The organism is Mycobacterium sp. NPDC050853 (genome assembly GCF_040653875.1).
Lineage (GTDB): Bacteria > Actinomycetota > Actinomycetes > Mycobacteriales > Mycobacteriaceae > Mycobacterium.
The window spans coordinates 627,152-644,586 of record NZ_JBFAGW010000002.1; the positions used below are offsets into that span (position 1 = coordinate 627,152).

Annotated in this window: 20 protein-coding genes; 12 read left to right on the forward strand and 8 right to left on the reverse strand. The window is 63.8% G+C overall.

Features of this window, described 5'->3' with window-relative positions; all coding sequences use genetic code 11:
• The first annotated feature begins 133 nt into the window (after positions 1–133).
• From AB0H22_RS11410 to AB0H22_RS11445, 8 genes are read left to right on the forward strand one after another with little or no spacing between them, the layout of a single operon-like run.
• Positions 134–721: a TetR family transcriptional regulator gene (locus AB0H22_RS11410; protein WP_180752046.1), complete on the forward strand. Its 588-nt coding sequence runs from the start codon at positions 134–136 to the stop codon at positions 719–721.
• The gene (locus tag AB0H22_RS11415; protein WP_358146643.1) at positions 718–1,932 is read left to right on the forward strand and encodes a cytochrome P450; all 1,215 of its coding nucleotides are present in this window, start codon (positions 718–720) and stop codon (positions 1,930–1,932) included. The genes AB0H22_RS11410 and AB0H22_RS11415 overlap by 4 nt, the downstream gene beginning before the upstream one ends.
• The gene (locus AB0H22_RS11420; RefSeq protein WP_358146644.1) at positions 1,932–2,759 is read left to right on the forward strand and encodes an SDR family oxidoreductase; all 828 of its coding nucleotides are present in this window, start codon (positions 1,932–1,934) and stop codon (positions 2,757–2,759) included. The genes AB0H22_RS11415 and AB0H22_RS11420 overlap by 1 nt, the downstream gene beginning before the upstream one ends.
• Positions 2,756–4,144 carry a cytochrome P450 gene (locus AB0H22_RS11425; protein ID WP_180752043.1) on the forward strand — a complete coding sequence of 463 codons (1,389 nt, stop codon included), beginning with the start codon at positions 2,756–2,758 and terminating at the stop codon, positions 4,142–4,144. The genes AB0H22_RS11420 and AB0H22_RS11425 overlap by 4 nt, the downstream gene beginning before the upstream one ends.
• Complete coding sequence (locus AB0H22_RS11430; protein WP_358146645.1) at positions 4,144–4,344, forward strand: ferredoxin; 201 nt, start codon at positions 4,144–4,146, stop codon at positions 4,342–4,344. Before AB0H22_RS11425 ends, AB0H22_RS11430 begins: the two co-directional genes overlap by 1 nt.
• 11 nt (positions 4,345–4,355) lie before the next feature.
• Complete coding sequence (locus AB0H22_RS11435) at positions 4,356–4,913, forward strand: nuclear transport factor 2 family protein (RefSeq protein WP_358146646.1); 558 nt, start codon at positions 4,356–4,358, stop codon at positions 4,911–4,913.
• Positions 4,914–4,918: 5 nt separating this feature from the next.
• Positions 4,919–6,166, forward strand: a complete 1,248-nt coding sequence (locus AB0H22_RS11440) for a cytochrome P450 (protein WP_180752040.1) — start codon at positions 4,919–4,921, stop codon at positions 6,164–6,166.
• 14 nt (positions 6,167–6,180) lie between these two features.
• Positions 6,181–7,023 (forward strand): SDR family oxidoreductase, encoded by an 843-nt coding sequence (locus tag AB0H22_RS11445; protein ID WP_358146727.1) that lies wholly within the window; start codon positions 6,181–6,183, stop codon positions 7,021–7,023.
• Here the strand turns inward: AB0H22_RS11445 and AB0H22_RS11450 are convergent, their stop codons facing one another.
• The gene (locus AB0H22_RS11450; RefSeq protein ID WP_180752038.1) at positions 7,024–7,806 is read right to left on the reverse strand and encodes an isoprenyl transferase; all 783 of its coding nucleotides are present in this window, start codon (positions 7,804–7,806) and stop codon (positions 7,024–7,026) included.
• A 109-nt stretch (positions 7,807–7,915) separates the two neighbouring features.
• Here AB0H22_RS11450 and AB0H22_RS11455 point away from each other — a divergent pair, with 109 nt between their 5' ends.
• Positions 7,916–8,668 carry a hemolysin III family protein gene (locus AB0H22_RS11455; RefSeq protein WP_358146647.1) on the forward strand — a complete coding sequence of 251 codons (753 nt, stop codon included), beginning with the start codon at positions 7,916–7,918 and terminating at the stop codon, positions 8,666–8,668.
• Between the two features lie 62 nt (positions 8,669–8,730).
• Here AB0H22_RS11455 and AB0H22_RS11460 read toward each other — a convergent pair whose 3' ends face one another.
• Genes AB0H22_RS11460 through mca form a run of 4 tightly spaced genes read right to left on the reverse strand, consistent with a single transcriptional unit; the run spans position 8,731 to position 12,242 of the window.
• Positions 8,731–9,105: a nuclear transport factor 2 family protein gene (locus AB0H22_RS11460; protein WP_180752036.1), complete on the reverse strand. Its 375-nt coding sequence runs from the start codon at positions 9,103–9,105 to the stop codon at positions 8,731–8,733.
• A gap of 11 nt (positions 9,106–9,116) precedes the next feature.
• Positions 9,117–11,126: a thioredoxin domain-containing protein gene (locus AB0H22_RS11465; protein WP_180752257.1), complete on the reverse strand. Its 2,010-nt coding sequence runs from the start codon at positions 11,124–11,126 to the stop codon at positions 9,117–9,119.
• Positions 11,092–11,376, reverse strand: coding sequence for a hypothetical protein (locus tag AB0H22_RS11470; RefSeq protein WP_180752035.1), 285 nt, complete (start codon positions 11,374–11,376; stop codon positions 11,092–11,094). The genes AB0H22_RS11465 and AB0H22_RS11470 overlap by 35 nt, the downstream gene beginning before the upstream one ends.
• Complete coding sequence (gene mca / locus AB0H22_RS11475) at positions 11,373–12,242, reverse strand: mycothiol conjugate amidase Mca (protein WP_180752034.1); 870 nt, start codon at positions 12,240–12,242, stop codon at positions 11,373–11,375. Before mca ends, AB0H22_RS11470 begins: the two co-directional genes overlap by 4 nt.
• Positions 12,243–12,470: 228 nt before the next feature.
• On the opposite strand from mca, the gene AB0H22_RS11480 reads away from it, so the two are divergent.
• Together AB0H22_RS11480 and greA are read left to right on the forward strand one after the other, a co-directional pair.
• On the forward strand, positions 12,471–12,830 hold the full coding sequence (locus tag AB0H22_RS11480; RefSeq protein ID WP_358146728.1) for a DUF4307 domain-containing protein: 360 nt from the start codon (positions 12,471–12,473) through the stop codon (positions 12,828–12,830).
• A 263-nt stretch (positions 12,831–13,093) separates the two neighbouring features.
• Complete coding sequence (gene greA, locus AB0H22_RS11485) at positions 13,094–13,588, forward strand: transcription elongation factor GreA (protein ID WP_180752032.1); 495 nt, start codon at positions 13,094–13,096, stop codon at positions 13,586–13,588.
• A gap of 8 nt (positions 13,589–13,596) precedes the next feature.
• Here greA and ilvA read toward each other — a convergent pair whose 3' ends face one another.
• Positions 13,597–14,841: a threonine ammonia-lyase gene (ilvA, locus tag AB0H22_RS11490; RefSeq protein ID WP_180752031.1), complete on the reverse strand. Its 1,245-nt coding sequence runs from the start codon at positions 14,839–14,841 to the stop codon at positions 13,597–13,599.
• Between the two features lie 41 nt (positions 14,842–14,882).
• Here ilvA and AB0H22_RS11495 point away from each other — a divergent pair, with 41 nt between their 5' ends.
• Positions 14,883–15,554, forward strand: coding sequence for a GPP34 family phosphoprotein (locus AB0H22_RS11495; protein WP_180752030.1), 672 nt, complete (start codon positions 14,883–14,885; stop codon positions 15,552–15,554).
• Between the two features lie 3 nt (positions 15,555–15,557).
• On the opposite strand, the gene AB0H22_RS11500 is transcribed toward AB0H22_RS11495, so the two are convergent.
• Together AB0H22_RS11500 and AB0H22_RS11505 are read right to left on the reverse strand one after the other, a co-directional pair.
• On the reverse strand, positions 15,558–16,730 hold the full coding sequence (locus tag AB0H22_RS11500; RefSeq protein ID WP_180752029.1) for a cystathionine gamma-synthase: 1,173 nt from the start codon (positions 16,728–16,730) through the stop codon (positions 15,558–15,560).
• 64 nt (positions 16,731–16,794) lie between these two features.
• Positions 16,795–17,376: an RDD family protein gene (locus tag AB0H22_RS11505; protein WP_180752028.1), complete on the reverse strand. Its 582-nt coding sequence runs from the start codon at positions 17,374–17,376 to the stop codon at positions 16,795–16,797.
• Positions 17,377–17,435: the final 59 nt, after the last annotated feature.

A 17,435-nucleotide genomic window follows, 5' to 3' on the forward strand; every position in this document is an offset into this window, starting at 1 on the left:
TTACCCATGAACGATAACCAGATAGATCCCAACATGGCAAGACCGCAGTCCTTTCACATCAAATAATTGCTGTTGTACAGCATTTTTCACTTGGCATCTTGCCGGAACCCGTCGCCCGCGATAATCTGGACAAGTGTCCAGTGAAGTTGCGGTACCCCTCACAGATAGTGCGCCCCGAAATCGGCGGCAGGAAGAGACGATCCGCAAGATCGTCACCGCGGGCCGACAGATGCTCGGTGAGACCACGTACGCGGATATGACAATCCGTGGTGTCGCCGCCCGCGCGAAGGTCGCGGCTGCCACCGCCTACACGTACTTCTCTTCTAAGAGTCATCTGGTCGCCGAGATCTACCTCGACCTCATCCATGAGGCGCCCTACTTCACCGACGTCAACGACAGTCAGGCCGCCCGCGTCACCAAGACTCTGCGGAGCCTGGCGCTGGTGGTTGCCGACGAACCCGAGATCGCGACTGGCTGCACCACTGCCCTACTCAGCAACAACGACGAACCGGTGCATGCCGTACGCGACAAGATCGGCCTGGAAATCCACCGCAGGATCCGCTCCGCGATGGGCCCAGATGCTGATCCGCGCGTGGTCTCGGCCCTTGAAATGACGTTCTTCGGCGCACTCATGCATGCAGGCAGCGGCACCTTCACCTATCACCAGATCGCCGACAAACTCACCTTCGTGGTGGATCTCATGTTGGGAGAGCGCTCATGACGGCCGCTCATACGTCCTCGTTGGTGTTCGACCCGTACGACTACGACTTTCACGAAGACCCATACCCGTACTACCGGCGATTGCGTGACGAAGCCCCGCTATATCGCAATGACGACCTGAACTTCTGGGCACTGTCGCGACATCAGGATGTCTTACAGGGGTTCAGGAACAGCGAGGCCTTGTCCAATGCCAACGGCGTCTCCATGGACAAGGCCTCCTTCGGGCCGCATGCAAGGCTGGTGATGTCGTTTCTGGCCATGGACGATCCCGAGCACCTTCGGCTACGCACCCTGGTGTCAAAGGGGTTTACTCCCAGAAGAATTCGTGAACTCGAAGGCCGGGTCGTCGAGCTGGCGCGTACGCATCTGGACACCGCGTTACAGTCGGAAAGCTTCGATTTTATCGGCGACTATGCCGGCAAGCTGCCGATGGATGTCATCTCGGAGCTGATGGGGGTGCCCGAGGCCGACCGCACCCGCATCCGGGAGCTGGCCGATGGCGTCATGCACCGTGAGGACGGCCTGGCCGATGTGCCACCCGAGGCCATTCAGGCGTCCTTCGACCTGATGCGCTACTACATCGACATGGTCAAAGAGCGGCGACGTCGGCCCTCAAACGATCTGACTTCCGCTCTGCTGCAGGCAGAAATCGACGGCGACCGACTGACCGACGAAGAGGTGCTCGCCTTCCTTTTCCTGATGGTGATCGCCGGCAACGAGACGACCACCAAGCTATTGGCCAATGCCGCCTACTGGGGGCACCGCAATCCCGATCAGCTCGCCGGCGTCTACGCAGACCACGAGCGGATACCGCTGTGGGTGGAGGAATCGCTGCGCTATGACACCTCCAGCCAGATCCTCGCGCGCACCGTGGCCGAGGATATGACTTTGTACGACAAGACCATCCCCGCCGGTGACATCCTGCTACTGCTGCCGGGATCGGCCAACCGCGACGATCGAGTGTTCGAGGATGCCGACGACTATCGAATTGGTCGCGAGATCGGCTCCAAGCTCGTGAGCTTCGGCAGTGGTGCGCATTTCTGCCTCGGCGCACACCTGGCGCGGATGGAGGCCAAGGTCGCCTTGACCGAGCTGTTCACCCGGATACGACACTACGAGATCGACGAAAGCAACTCCGTGCGTGTGCATTCCAGCAATGTCCGCGGATTCGCCTATCTGCCCATCACTGTGCAATTGAGGGAGGACACCTGATGCCGCGATTTGCCCCACACCCGGACCGCCGCCCAACCATCGTCGCCGGTGCCTCCTCCGGCATCGGGGCGGCCGCGGCAACTGAACTGGCGGGTCGCGGATTCCCGGTGGCGCTAGGCGCCCGCCGCGTGGACAAGTTGACCGAGCTCGTCGAGAAGATCCAGGCCGATGGCGGAGAGGCCGTTGCGTTCCCACTGGATGTCACCGATGCGGACTCCGTGAAATCGTTTGTCGGACAGAGTATCGACGCGCTGGGCGAGATCGACCTGCTGATATCCGGGGCTGGAGACATGCACCCCGGCCGGGTGCATGAGATGAGCGCCGATATCTTCGCCTCCCAGATCCAGGTGCACCTGCTGGGCGCCAACCGGCTCGCCACCGCGATCGTGCCCGATATGGTGGCCCGCCAACGCGGCGATGTGGTGTTCATCGGGTCCGATGTCGCGCTGCATCAGCGCCCGCACATGGGTGCCTACGGTGCGGCCAAGGCGGCGCTGCTCGCGATGGTCAACACCATGCGCATGGAGCTGGAGGGCACCGGAGTCCGCGCATCGATCGTGCATCCCGGTCCCACCCTCACATCGATGGGCTGGCAGCTCTCCGCCGAACAAGTCGGTCCCATGTTGGAGGACTGGAAGTCCTGGGGCCAGGCGCGTCACTCCTACTTCCTGCGCCCCTCCGATATCGCCCGTGCGGTGGCCTTCGTGGCCGAAACTCCCAGGGGCGCACATATCGCAGAGATGGAAGTGCAGCCCGAAGCACCGCTGAAGGGCGCTCCGGCGGACAAACAGAAACTTGAACTCGGTGAGGAAGGAATGCCGTCATGACGACGACCCCGATCGGAGGGCAGGAGCGTAGCGACTCGGGACTAAGCACCGTTCCCCGGGTATCCGGCGGCGAAGACCAGTACGGGCACCTGGAGGAGTTCCGCACCGATCCCATCGCGCTGATGAAACGCATCCGGGAGGAATGCGGAAACGTCGGCACCTTCCAGCTCGCCGATAAGCAGGTGGTGTTCCTCTCCGGCGCTGAGGCCAACGAGTTCTTCTTCCGCTCCAGTGACGAGGATCTGGACCAGGCCGAGGCGTACCCATTTATGACGCCGATCTTCGGCAAGGGTGTGGTTTTCGACGCGGACCCGGAACGCCGCAAGGAGATGCTGCACAATGCGGCGCTGCGCGGTGAACAGATGAAGGGGCACGCGACCACCATCGAAAATGAAGTCCGCCAAATGATCTCACACTGGGGTGAGAGCGGCGAGATTGATCTCCTCGAATTCTTTGCCGAGCTGACCATCTACACCTCCTCGGCCTGCTTGATCGGCAAGAAGTTCCGCGATGAGCTCGACGGCAGGTTCGCCCACCTGTACCACCAGCTTGAGCAGGGCACCGATCCACTGTGCTATGTCGACCCGTACCTGGAGATCGAGAGCTTCCGCCAGCGCGATGAGGCGCGAAAAGGCTTGGTAGCACTGGTTCAAGAGATCATGAACAGCCGGATCTCCAATCCCCCGACCGATAAGAGTCAGCGCGACATGCTCGACGTGCTGATCACGATCAGGGACGAGAGCGGCAATCCCCGCTTCACCGCCGACGAGATCACCGGCATGTTCATCTCGATGATGTTCGCCGGGCACCACACCAGCTCGGGCACCGCCTCCTGGGTGCTCATCGAGCTACTACGTCACCCGGATATCCAGACGCAGGTCATCGACGAGCTGAACGAGCTGTATGCGGATGGAAGCGAGGTGAGTTTCCATGCGCTGCGCCAGATCCCGAAGCTGGAGAATGTACTCAAGGAGACGCTGCGACTGCACCCGCCGCTGATCGTCTTGATGCGGGTCGCCAAGGGCGAGTTCGAAGTGGGCGGTTTCCCCATTCACAACGGCGATATGGTGGCGGCCTCCCCAGCTGTCTCGAACCGGATCGCCGAGGACTTCCCCGACCCGGACGGCTTCGTGCCGGACCGCTACGAGAAGCCGCGGCAGGAAGACATCGTCAATCGCTGGACATGGATACCGTTCGGGGCCGGTAGACACCGCTGCGTGGGCGCCGCCTTCGCCACCATGCAGATCAAGGCCATCTTCTCGGTGCTGTTGCGTGAGTATGAATTCGAGATGGCACAGCCGGCCGACTCGTACCACAACGACCACTCCAAGATGGTGGTGCAGCTGGCACAGCCGGCCAAGGTTCGTTACCGCCGGAGGACCTGATGCCGTTTCGGGTCGATGTCGACCGAGACCTGTGCCAAGGCCACGCCATGTGCGAGTTGGAGGCCCCGCACTACTTCCGCGTGCCCAAGCGCGGCACCGTCGAAATCCTGAATCACGAACCCCCCGAGGACGCGCGCGACGAGGTCGAGCGCGCCGTCGAGGAATGTCCCGCTCGAGCTTTGTTCATCACCGAGAAATAGGAGCGTCAACGATGCCGCAATTCCCCCGCCAAGAGCTCGACGATGTCGTCGCAGACTGGCTACAAGCCAACCTGGATGCCGAGAAGGCAGGTGACTGGAAACCGTTGGCACGCTTCTATACCAACGATGCCACCTACGGATGGAACATCGGTCCCAAGGAAGACGTGATGTGCGTCGGTATCGATGAGATACGCGATATCGCCCTCGGCCAGGAGATGGAGGGGCTGGAAGGTTGGACCTACCCGTACCAGAAGGTGATCGTCGACGACAAGCAGGGCGAGGTGATCGGATTCTGGAAGCAGATCGCTACCGGCGGTAATGATAGAGCTGGGAGTGACGATCTGACCGTTTACGGTATCGGCGGCAGCTGGTTCCGTTATGCCGGTAACGGCCAATGGAATTGGCAACGCGACTTCTTCGACTTCGGTCATGTATCGGCCGTGTACATGGACCTCATCAAGGCGGGCAAGCTCAGCTTGGGCATGCAGAAACGCATCCAGCGCGGCCTGTCGGGTGAAAGGGTGCCCGGCTACTACCCTCTCGGCAAGACTCCGGTCCCCCTCTGGTGACCGCGATGAAGAGCGCTGCGGAACTGGGTCTCCCCGAAGGCTTCGATTTCACCGATCCCGCGTTGTACGGGGAACGGATGCCGCACGAAGAGTTCGCGACCCTGCGTCGCGAAGCGCCCGTCTGGTGGAATCCACAACCGCGCACGGTGGGCGGATTCGCCGACGACGGATACTGGGTGGTATCCAAACACCGTGATGTGCGTGAGATCTCGCTGCACACCGATATCTTCTCGTCCGGCCGCAAGGGCGCCATCCCGCGCCTTGAAGACCACATCAGCCCAGAGGAGTTCCAGGCCACGCTGTCGGTCCTCATCAACAAGGACGCCCCCGAACACACCCAGCTGCGGGGGCTGGTGTCCCGCATGTTCACCCCGCGCTCCATCGCGGCGCTGCGCATCACCCTGGAAGAGCGCGCGGAGCGGATTGTGCGAGCCGCACTCGAGGGCGGGCACGGCGAGTTCGTGCGCGAGGTGGCCAGCGAGCTTCCGATGCAGGCCATCGCCGAATTGATCGGTGTTCCTGAGGAAGACCGCGTCAAGCTCTTCGAATGGAGCAACCAGATGACGGGGTACGACGAGGCCGATGTCGAGATCGACCCGCGTATCGGCGCCGCCCAGATACTCGGATACTCGTACCAGCTCGCCGAGCAGCGCCGTGACTGTCCGGGGAACGACGTGGTTTCCCGTCTGCTCGCCGGAACCGTGGATGGTGAGCAGCTCACCCCCGAGCAGTTCGGCTTCTTCGTCGTCATGCTGTCGGTTGCCGGCAACGAAACCACCCGCAACGCAACCACAATGGGCATGATGGCGTTCCTGGAACACCCGGACCAGTGGGAGCTGTTCAAAAAGGACCGGCCGGCATCCGCTATCGACGAGATCGTCCGATACACCTCACCGCTGATCTCCCAACAACGAACCGCGCTACAGGACACCATGATCAGTGGCGTGCCGATCGCGGCGGGCGAGCGGTTGGTGATGCTGTATCCGTCCGCCAACTTCGACGAGGAAGTATTCGAGAACCCGCACACCTTCGATATCACCCGTGACCCCAACCCGCATCTGGGTTTCGGTGGCACGGGGGCCCACTACTGCCTGGGAGCCAACCTGGCGAAGGTCGAGTTGGAGATCATCTTCAACAAGATCGCCGACCGGATGCCGGATATCTCGCGGATCGGGGAAGCCCCCCGGTTCCATTCGGGCTGGATCAACGGTGTCAAGAAGTTCGAGACGGCATACTGCCCGGTGCCGCATTGAGCGGTCTCTCCTGTGTGGTGGTAGGCGGCAGTCGTGGAATCGGCCGCGCCGCTGCACATCTGCTGAGCGAGCTCGGCGCCAATGTCGTCGTGAACGGCCGACATTCAGAGGCCGTCGACGAAACTGTCCGCAGCATGACGGCTGCAGGCGGTGCAGCAGTCGGGTTCGTCGGCGCACCCGACAACGACCGAACAGCCACCGACCTGATCGAGGCGTGCCGGACGGAATACGGCGGTATCGATGTGCTGATCAACTGCGCGGGCATACCGGAGCCCGCCGGATCCTCCATTCTCACCATCACCCCCGACGACTTCCATCGACTGATCGATGCACATCTCGGTACCGTGTTCCACACCTGCCGCGCCGCCGCACCGCTCATGGCCGCCCAGGGGCATGGGACCATCATCAACACCGGATCGACTGCGTCCCTGGGTATCTACGGCGGCACCGGGTATCCGGCGGGCAAGGCGGCCGTCAACGGACTGACCTTGGCCATCGCCGCCGAGTTGAAGCAGAGCGGCGTGCGCGCGAATGTGATCTGTCCGGGCGCCCGCACGCGGCTATCGGAGGGCGATGAGTACATCGCGCATCTCCACGATCTGCACACGCGGGGGCTACTCGACGAGATGACACTGCAGGCCTCGCTTGCCCCGGCGCCTGCGGAGTGTGTGGCACCGTTGTACGCCTATCTGGCCAGCGATCTCTCCGCACGCATCACCGGCCAGATATTCATCGCGGCGGGCGGTTTCATCGGGCGATTCAAACGCCAGGTCCCCACGCCGCTGGGCTACCGCGACCACACCGAATCCTCGCAGTGGTCAGTCCCGGAGATCGACGAGTTGATGGGCAGGCGATAGCTACTGCCCGAACCGCCGGTTTCTCGCGGCGTAATCGCGTAGCGCGCGCAGGAAGTCCACACGCCGGAACTCGGGCCAGTACGCGTCGGTGAACCACATCTCCGAGTACGCGCTCTGCCAGAGCAGGAATCCCGATAACCGCTGCTCCCCCGATGTCCGGATCACCAGGTCCGGGTCCGGCTGCCCCGATGTGTACAGGTTCTCGGAGATGCCCTCGACCGTCACCTTCTGCACCAGCTGCTCGGCGGTCGCGCCGTTGGCCAGCTCCTTGTTCAGCAGGGTGCGCACCGCATCGGTGATCTCTTGTCTGCCCCCGTAGCCGACCGCCACGTTGACATGGAAACCCGCATCCGAGGGCGCGGACTTCACCGCCTGACGCATGCGCTCGGCCACCGCGTCGGGCAGCAGATCGAGGTCTCCGACGCTGCGCACGCTCCAGTTCTTCTGCGGGGAACACAGCTCCTCGACGACATCGGTAATGATCTCCAGCAGCTCGCCGAGCTGTTCGGGATCACGTGTCAGATTCTCGGCCGACAGCAGATACACGGTGGCCATCTCGACACCGGCGTCCTGACACCAGCCGAGCATCTCGCCGATCTTGCGGGCGCCCATCCGGTACCCATGGCTGACGTCCGTGTACCCCGCCGACCGGGCCCAACGACGGTTTCCGTCGCACAGCACGGCGATATGCCGCGGTTTCGCCGCCTTGGCCAGCTCCTGACGGAGCCGCATTTCGTAGAGCTTGTATAGCGGTTCTTTCAGCCTTGGCGGGATGATCTCCACGGAACCCAGCCTAGCGAGCCCGTCACACGCCCGAGCCACGACAGTGCACGAGACGCAGATCTGCACACAACCTTCACAACCGGATTAGTTGGGTTAGATACTGTGACTTATGCAGACCGATGAGGCCCCCGCAAGCGGGAGGGACCCCCAGCTTGCACCGGAAGCACAAGGTTCCGAGCGTTCCCTACCCATGGCCGCACTGGTCGGCGGTATCGAGACGCTCCCCGTCAAACCCAAGGCACGCGGTTGGATCCACCTCTACGCATGCATCACCGCCGTCGTCGCGGGCATCGTGCTGGTGTCGGTGGCCTGGTCGGTACGCTCGCCGGAAGCGGGGCTGGCCACCGCGATCTACAGCCTGACAGTCTTCGGCGTTTTCGCCGTCAGCGCCGCGTATCACCGGGTGAACTGGAAATCCGAGACCACCCGCACCTGGATGAAGCGACTCGACCATTCGATGATCTTCATCTTCATCGCGGGCAGCTATACCCCGTTCGCGATGCTCGCGATGCCACCCGCCGACGGCAATTTAGTGCTCGCCATCGTGTGGGGCGGCGCGCTCGCCGGGGTAGTCCTCAAGATGTGGTGGCCGACGGCACCGCGCTGGGTTGGAGTGCCGCTCTATCTGCTGCTCGGGTGGGTGGCGATCGGCTTCTCGTCGACACTGCTGCACGGCGCCGGGGTGCCGGCACTGGTGCTACTGATTGTCGGCGGAGCCTTCTACAGCGTCGGCGCCATCCTGTACGCCGTGAAGTGGCCCAACCCGTGGCCCCTGCACTTCGGCCACCACGAGTTCTTCCACGCCGCGACGGTCATCGCCGCGACCTGCCACTACATCGCGGTCTGGTTCGCGGTCTTCTAGTCACCTTGCCCCGCCGAGTGTGAGCACCAACGTTCACACTCGGCGAGCGAGGAGAGCGGCGACTAGAGCTGCTTGATGTCGTCCTGGGTCCAGAAGGCCCGCATCGAGCTGATCTTGCCGTTGTCATCGAAGGTCATCACATCGATCGGCGCGATCACCATGCCGCCGTGCTCATGCGTGATGGTCAGCTCGAAGTGGAACGCGGCCTCGTTGGCTGTGGCACGCACCAACTTCAGCTCGCCGCGGCGGTTCAGCGGCTCAATGGTTGCGTAGAAGCCCTGGATTGCCTCGCGCCCTTTGAGGACGTCGGCACCCAGCGGATCTTCAACGGTCGCATCATCGGCGTACAGATCGGCGATCTCGGCGGCTGTGCCACTGGTGAGCAGATCGCAGTAGCTCTGGACGACGGCGAGAACTTGTTCGCGGGTAACGGTCATGCCCGCCGACGCTACCGACCCAACGCGGCGTCTAATTGTTCGGTCCCGGTCACCGGGAGATCGCAGACAGTACCCCGGCACACGTAGGCCGCGTCGACACCGCCCACCTGCCCCCTGTCGCGTAACAGCTCGCTCGAATCCTTAACCCCGCCAACCACAATCGCCCCACCGGGTGCTGCCAGCCGCGCCCGTCGCAATAGTGGCGAGGTCTCGGCGTCGCACGCCACCGCGACCTGGATCGGGCCCCGGACCGCGGCCTCGGCCACCGCCAGCCAATGACCGGCCGATCGAGGTGCGCGCGCCAGCGCCATGGACGCCGCCGACAGCGAGGCGTGTGCCGCCTCCCGATAGCGCGAGTCCTCCAGCAGGTAACCGGCGATGAGCAATGCCTCGGTCACCGATGACGCCCCCGACGGGGTCGCGCCGTCGAGCGGATCGCTCGGCCGGAGTACCAGCTGCTCGGCGTCGTCGGCGACATCGAACCACGCACCGGGCGATTCCGGATCGGCGAAATGGTCGAGCGCGGTATCCAGTAGCTCAGCAGCGGCCTCGTGCCAACGCCATTGGCCTGTCGCCTGATACAGCGAGAGCAGGCCCGTAGCGAGCGTGCCGTAGTCCTCCAACACACCGTCGCCGTCAGACACCTGCCCACCCAGACTGGCGCGCCGCAGCCGCCCGTCGCGCAGATGCAGATCCAGCAGCCGGGCGGCGCATCTGGCCGCCGCATCCAGAAGATCGTTTCGATCCAGGGTGATCGACGCCTCCACGAGCGCAGTGATGGCCAGCCCGTTCCAGGCGGTAACGGCCTTGTCGTCGCGGCCGGGTTGCACCCGCTGCAGCCGCGCCGTCAACAGCGTCTCGCGTACGCGACGCCACCGGTTCACATCTGCTTGCTCTTCGGGATCGCGCAACAACTGCAGTACCGAGCTGCCGTGTTCGAAGGTCCCCGCCTGAGTCACCTCGAAAAGCGCTGCCGCCCAAGAGCCATCTTCCGGGCCAAGGACCTCGGCGAGTTGGGTGGGCGTCCACACATATGTGGAGCCTTCGGATCCGTCGGCATCGGCATCCAGCGATGACGCGAACAGGTCGCCCACACGCAGCTCATCCAGCAGAAAATCGGCCGTCTCGCCGGTAATTCGTCGCGCGAGTGCGTCGCCACTGCGGCGCGCCCAGTGCGCGTAGACACGCAGCAGAAGCGCGTTGTCATAGAGCATCTTCTCGAAATGCGGCACCACCCAGGCCGTGTCCACGCTGTACCGCGCGAAGCCTCCGGCCAGCTGGTCGTAGATGCCGCCACGCGCCATCGCCGTCGCGGTCCTGGCCACCACACCAAGCACCGCCGCATCGCCGGTGCGTTCGTATCCGCGCAGCAGCGCCTCCAGCAGAGATGACGGCGGAAACTTCGGCGCCCCACCGAAACCCCCGAAGCGCACGTCCTCGGCCGGCAGAATCGCGGCGATGGCCGCGTCGCATAGTGCGGTATCCACCCCGGGCCCGGCGGGGAGCCGTCCCGACATCGCCTGTAACTGCCCGGTGATGCTTGACGCTGCTTCTTCCACCTCGTCTCGGCGCTGCTCCCATGTCTCGCGGACCGCCGAAAGCAACTGCAGAAAACCCTGTTTCGGGTAATAGGTCCCGGTATAGAAAGGCCGCCCATCCGGGGTGAGGAAGCACGTCATGGGCCAGCCGCCCTGCCCATTCATCGCGACGGTGGCGTTCATGTAGACCGCGTCCAGGTCGGGACGCTCTTCGCGGTCGACCTTGATGTTGACGAACCCGGCATTCATAACCGCGGCCACCTCGTCGTCCTCAAAGGACTCGTGGGCCATCACGTGACACCAATGGCAGGCCGCGTACCCGATCGACAGCAGAATCGGCACATCGCGAGACTGCGCTTCCTGCAATGCCTCTGGCGTCCACTGCTGCCAGTGCACCGGGTTGTCCAGGTGCTGGCGCAGGTATGGGCTGGTTGCCTCGGAAAGGCGGTTAACGGTCGTCGCCCCGCTGCTCGGTGGTGTCAGACGGAGGCTCCTCAGCCGCTGCGCCCACTGTGCCCTCGTCGGCAGCCTGATCGGCCTCGGGGTGTTCGGGATCGAACGCCTCCGGCAGCTTGCGCAAATGCGCGTTCATCGACCGAATCAGGAAGAAGGTGCCCACCATCAGCAGCACCACAACCGTCAAACCAAACGGACCGGCCTTACCGAAATCCGGTCCGACATTGGTGGGCCCCTTCTCGTCGGCGAGCACCAGCACGGCGTCCATCAGCATCATTTGGCCTCGATTCCGGCGAACAGGTCGTCTTCGGGAAAGCTCGTCGGCACTCGCGATGTCGCTAACTCAAAGTCTTCGGTGGGCCACAGCCGGCGCTCAAACTCGCGTGGAACCGAGAAGAAGCTGCTGTCCGGCGGGATCTGCGAGGCGTGCGCACGCAGCGCTGCGTCCCGAGCATCGAAAAAGTCCGCACACGGCACGCGAGTGGTCACCCGCCGATCGAAGGTGTCGTCATCGGGGGGCCAGCGCTCAAGCCATTCATCGAACGGCCCCTTGTGCCCATGCTTCTTGCACTCGTCATTGAGTAATTGCATACGCGCTCGCATGAATCCGTGGTTGTAGTAGATCTTGCTGACCGTCCACGGCTCACCCGCCTCGGGGAACTGGTTCGGGTCTGCCGCGGCGTCAAAGGCCGCCATCGACACCTCATGGCATCGAATGTGGTCCGGATGCGGATATCCGCCGTTCTCGTCGTAGGTCGTCATGACGTGTGGCCGGAATTCCCGAATCACCGCGACCAGCTTGGCGATCGGCTCTTCGATGGGCACCAGTGCGAACGAATCCTCAGGCAGCGGAGGCAGCGGGTCTCCCTGCGGAAGTCCCGAGTCCACGTATCCGAGCCAGCGGTGTTGCACGCCCAGTTCGGCAGCGGCCTTGGCCATCTCCTCGCGACGGATCATCGCAATGTTCGCGGCGACCTCGGGACGATCCATCGCCGGATTGAGGATGTCGCCCCGCTCACCACCCGTCAGCGTCACCACCATGACGTCGTTGCCTTGGGCGGCGTAACGCGCCGTCGTGGCGGCGCCCTTGCTGGCTTCGTCATCGGGGTGGGCGTGAACCGCCATCAATCGCAATCCGGTCACCCGTGCGCCCGCCTCTTCCTGATCTTCTCTATCCGGCCTTCTAGGGATGCTCTAGCGTCCCCCATCGTTTCATCCCACTCATACCCGTCATACCGTTGACCCGTGGATGAGCCGCTTGCGCCAGGACCAGCAGAGCCAGATGAGCCGCTTGCGCCAAGACCAACGGCACTACGGCCACCAGGGGACCGCTACGGAACCAAAGCGAGCACACCCCGTCGTGGCCGCTGGATCGCGATCGGGCTAACCGTGTTGGTGGTAATAGCCGGAGTCGCGATCGCCGCGATCGGATACAACCGGTTGGGCCCCGGAGACGTCAAGGGCGAACTTTCCGCCTACCGGCTCGTGGACTCCTCGACCGTCGCCGTCACCGCCTCGGTAGAACGAAAAGACCCGTCCAAGCCGGCGGTGTGCATCCTGCGGGCACGGTCCATCGACGGCAGCGAAACGGGCCGCCGCGAAGTACTGGTGCCACCCTCCTCCGAACGATCCGTGCCGATCACGGCCCTGGTGAAGTCGACGCGGCCTCCGGTGACCGGCGATGTCTACGGATGCAGTCTGGCGGTTCCGCCGTATCTGATCGCATCCTGATCCCAATTTCTTCCACGAGACCCAGCACAGACGCTTCGGGCACCGCCGGCCAGACATCGGCAACGTTCACATCGGGCAAACCTCGGCCAAAAATAGGCTGAACATCACAGCGACAGTGGTATGCTGGCTCAATACACGGATCCCGGCTGGGACCGTGTATTGCTGCATTTTGGAGAGTGCGAGTCGCAGCAATGGACCCGACCCGCACCCGATAGATGAGAGCCAGCGGAGGTTGCTGGCCTGAGACAAGGAGTACCTGCACCATGACCGACACCCAGGTGATCTGGCTGACCCAGGAATCACATGATCGGCTCAAGGCGGAACTCGACCAACTGATCGCCAATCGCCCCATCATCGCCGCCGAGATCAACGAGCGCCGCGAAGAGGGCGACCTGCGTGAAAACGGTGGCTACCACGCTGCCCGCGACGAGCAGGGCCAGCAAGAGGCGCGCATCCGCCAGCTGCAAGAGCTGCTCAACAACGCCAAGGTCGGCGAGGCGCCGACGCAATCCGGCGTCGCGTTGCCCGGTTCGGTCGTCAAGGTTTACTACGACGGCGACAAGGGCGATACCGAGACATTCCTCATCGCCACCCGCCAGGAGGGTGTCAAGGACGGCAATCTCGAGGTGTACTCCCCCAGCTCACCGCTGGGTGGCGCGCTCATCGACGCCAAGGTCGGCGAGACCCGCAGCTACACGGTGCCCAACGGCACCGAGGTAAAGGTGACGCTCGTCAGCGCCGAGCCCTACCACGACTAAGGCTCCACCTACCGCTCTTCCTGAACCGTCAGGCCGGCCGCGACGATTGCGTCGAGGACGGCCTGACGGTGTTCTGGCCCCCGAGTTTCGACGGTCGCCAACACATCCACCTCACCCAGACGCAGACGCTCGCTGTTTCGCCAGTGCGTGATATCGACGACGCTGGCCCCCGCCGCTCGGAAGACATCGAGGAGGCCCGAGAGGCCGCCCGGCGCATCGGCAATGGTGACCCGCACCGTCAGGTAACGTCCGGCCGCGCGCAGACCGTGGGTGATGACGTGCGTGAGCAGCAGCGGATCGATGTTTCCGCCCGAGAGCACCGCACATACCTGGCCGGTCAGGCCCAGCTCCTCGGCGGACAGGGTGAGCAATGCGGCCACCGCGGCAGCACCGGCGGGTTCCACCACCAGCTTGGCCCGCTCCAGGCATAGCAGCAGGGCGCGCGACAGTGCCTCCTCGCTGACCGTGACCACCTCATCGACCAACGCGACGACATGCTCGAACGGCACCGCCCCCGGCTTACCGACCGCGATGCCGTCGGCCATGGTGTCCATGGACTCCAGTGCCACCGGGTGCCCGGCTTTCAGCGACACCGGCCACGCGGCCGCACCCGCGGCCTGCACCGCGACGATCCGCACCTCCGGCCGCGCCTCTTTCACCACTGCCGCAATCCCCGCGACGAGCCCGCCACCGCCCGCGGGCACCACGATGGTCCCCACCTCGGGAAGCTGCTCCAGAATCTCGAGCCCGACAGTCGCCTGACCGGCCACGACATCACGATGATCAAAAGGATGGATGAGCACCGCGCCGGTTTCCGCCGCGAACGCGGTCGCCGCCAACAACGCCTCATCGATGGTCGTACCGGTGAGGTGCACGGTAGCGCCGTAGGCGCGGGTCGCGACGACCTTGGGCAGCGCCGCCCCCACCGGCATGAAGACCGTCGACTGGATGCCCAGCGTGGTCGCGGCCCAGGCCACGCCCTGGGCGTGGTTACCCGCGCTGGCAGCGACCACGCCATTCACGCGCTGGTCATCGGGCAGCAGACTGATCCGGTTGTAGGCACCGCGCGGTTTGAAAGATCCTGTGCGTTGCAAGTTTTCGCATTTGAGCCGCACTTCGTGCCCGCAGCGTTCGCTCAGCGCGCGAAAAGCCACCACCGGTGTGCGCCGCATCACAGGGGTGAGGCGCTCCGCCACCTCCCGGATCTCGTCGACCGTCACCAACCCTGTTGCTCCCGCTGACTCCGTAGCCATGCCAGGCATCATGTCACCAGTTCTGCAGCTATTGTCCCCTCATGCCACAGATTGCGGAGGACCTCCTGCTTCTGTTGCTGAACAATGCCTCGGGACGTCCGCTGTTGGACAAGAATCGGCGGACGCAGGCCCTCGCCGCCGCTATCGTGCTGGATCTCGCTCTGGCCCAACGTGTTCGACCGGCGACGCAGGGTGAACCGGCGAAGGCCGGTCATCTGCTGGTGCTCAATGTGCCGCACACCGGTGATCCGGTGCTCGACCGCGCGGTGCACCGGCTCCGCCGACGGCCGATGAGCCCGGTCGAAGCGATCACCAAGGTCCGGCGCGGTGTGGACTCCCAGATGCTGCACCGGCTGGAGATCACCGGTGATATTCACACCGTCCGCAGCGGTAACCGGCTGTTCCCGGAGAAGTACTGGCCGGTGACCAACAATGAGCGTGCAAATGCGGTGCGCCAGGGCGTCACGGATGTGTTGTTCCACTATGCCCCGCCCGCGCCGAGCACTGCCGCGATCATTGCAGTGCTGCACGGCGTCAACGGATTCGACGCAATATTGAGCCTCGACGCGGTGGGCAAGCAACAGGTGTCCCGGTGGTCGCAGACCATCGCCGACGGCGGATGGGCGGCTCAAACCCGCGACAATCGTGGCCCGGCGGTCAATCTTGCAGTGACTGCCGCCGTGATTTCGGCGGCCCTGCATTCGATGAGCTAGCGCTTATCGAAGCGCCTGTTCAAGGTCCCCGATCAGATCGCCGACCTCTTCGATACCCACCGACAGCCGCACCAGATCCTCGGGCACCTCCAGCAGCGACCCGGCCGTCGACGCATGCGTCATGGCACCCGGATGCTCGATCAGCGACTCGACGCCGCCCAACGATTCAGCCAGAATGAAAAGCTCTGTTCGCGAGCATAAGTCGAGTGCGGCCTGGCGCCCTCCGGCCAGCCGGACACTGATCATCCCACCGAATCCACGCATCTGCTTGGCGGCCACCGCATGTCCGGGGTGACTGTCCAGTCCCGGGTAGATGGTCTGCGCAACCGCGGAGTGAGCAGCCAGGAACTCTGCCACTGCTTGGGCGTTCTCGCTGTGCCGCTGCATGCGCAACGCCAATGTCTTGATGCCCCGATAGGTCAGGTAGGCATCGAACGGGCCCGGCACGGCCCCCGCGCCGTTCTGCAGGAATGCAAAGGCTTTGTCCAGCTCCTCGTCGTTGGTGAGCAGCGCACCGCCCACCACATCTGAGTGTCCGCCAATGTATTTGGTGGTGGAGTGCAGCGCGATATCGGCGCCGAGGTTCAGTGGCTGCTGCAGTGCAGGCGACGCGAAGGTGTTGTCCACCAGGAGTTTCACGGAATGTTCACTGGCCACCTGCGCGACGGCCGCGATATCGGCGATGCTCAACAGCGGGTTGGTTGGCGTCTCCAGCCAGATCAGCTTCGTGCTGGGTGTGATCGCCGCACGAATGGCGTCGACATCGGCTACGGGCACCGGAGTGTGGCTAATTCCCCACTGCGAGAACACCTTGTCGATCAGCCGGAAGGTGCCGCCGTAGGCATCGTTGGGAATGACCAGGTGATCACCGGGCCGCAGCAGCGCACGCAGGACACAGTCGGTGGCCGCCATTCCGGAGCTGAACGCCCTGCCGAAGTGTGCTTCTTCCAGTGCCGCCAGCGAGGATTCGAGGACAGCACGGGTGGGATTGCCGGTGCGTGCGTACTCGAAACCGCCACGCAGCTGACCGACACCGTCCTGGGCGAAGGTCGAGCTGGCGTAGATCGGCACGTTGACCGCGCCGGTCTGCGGATCGGCATGGAAACCGCCGTGGATGGCTCTCGTGGAAAACCCTTGCCACCGAGACGCGTCGGCGGCGCTGCGCTGCTCACTCATCGGGTCCGAGCCTATACCGGACCGGTGGGAGTGAGACAGCCCAGCGCCGCCTGACGGGTTACTTCTACTTGGGGACGACGACAGTCTTCACTAACATGTCGGCGATCGTCTGCCGCTTCGCCGTGAACAGCGGCAACAGGAAACCGATCATGCAGATGATGTAGTCGAGAAAGTGCGCAATCTGTCGTACCACTGACATGCCGAAGCCGATCGGCTGACCGGTGGTCTCACCGAGCACCTGGATGCCCAGGAGGTTCTTGCCGATCGTCGAGCCGGTGTCACCCTGCTTCTTCAGGTTCCACAGGCCGAAGGCCAGAGCCCCCAGACCGAAGATGGTGATCGCCGCCATGCCGAGGCCCGAGAAGCTGAAGACCTGCACGTCATCGCCGTACGTCATGCCACCGCCGCTGAGCGGGTCACCTTCGTAGACGCTGGTCGAGACCGAGCTCTTTTCGGCTGTCAAGAATGCGATGAGGTAACCGACACCGTAGATCACCCCAGGAATGAGGCTATCGACGATTGCGGCACCGACACGCTTGATCCAGACGTCAAAACTGCTGCCGGGCAAGGCGGGCGGACCGGCTGCCGGAGGCGGCGGCGGATAGGCACCCGGATCCTGTGGCGGGAGTGGTGGAACTTCGGTCACGGTCGTCCTCCAGTTCGTATGGCACGCATCAGCGTCGAGCAAAAGAGGACATTACGCTT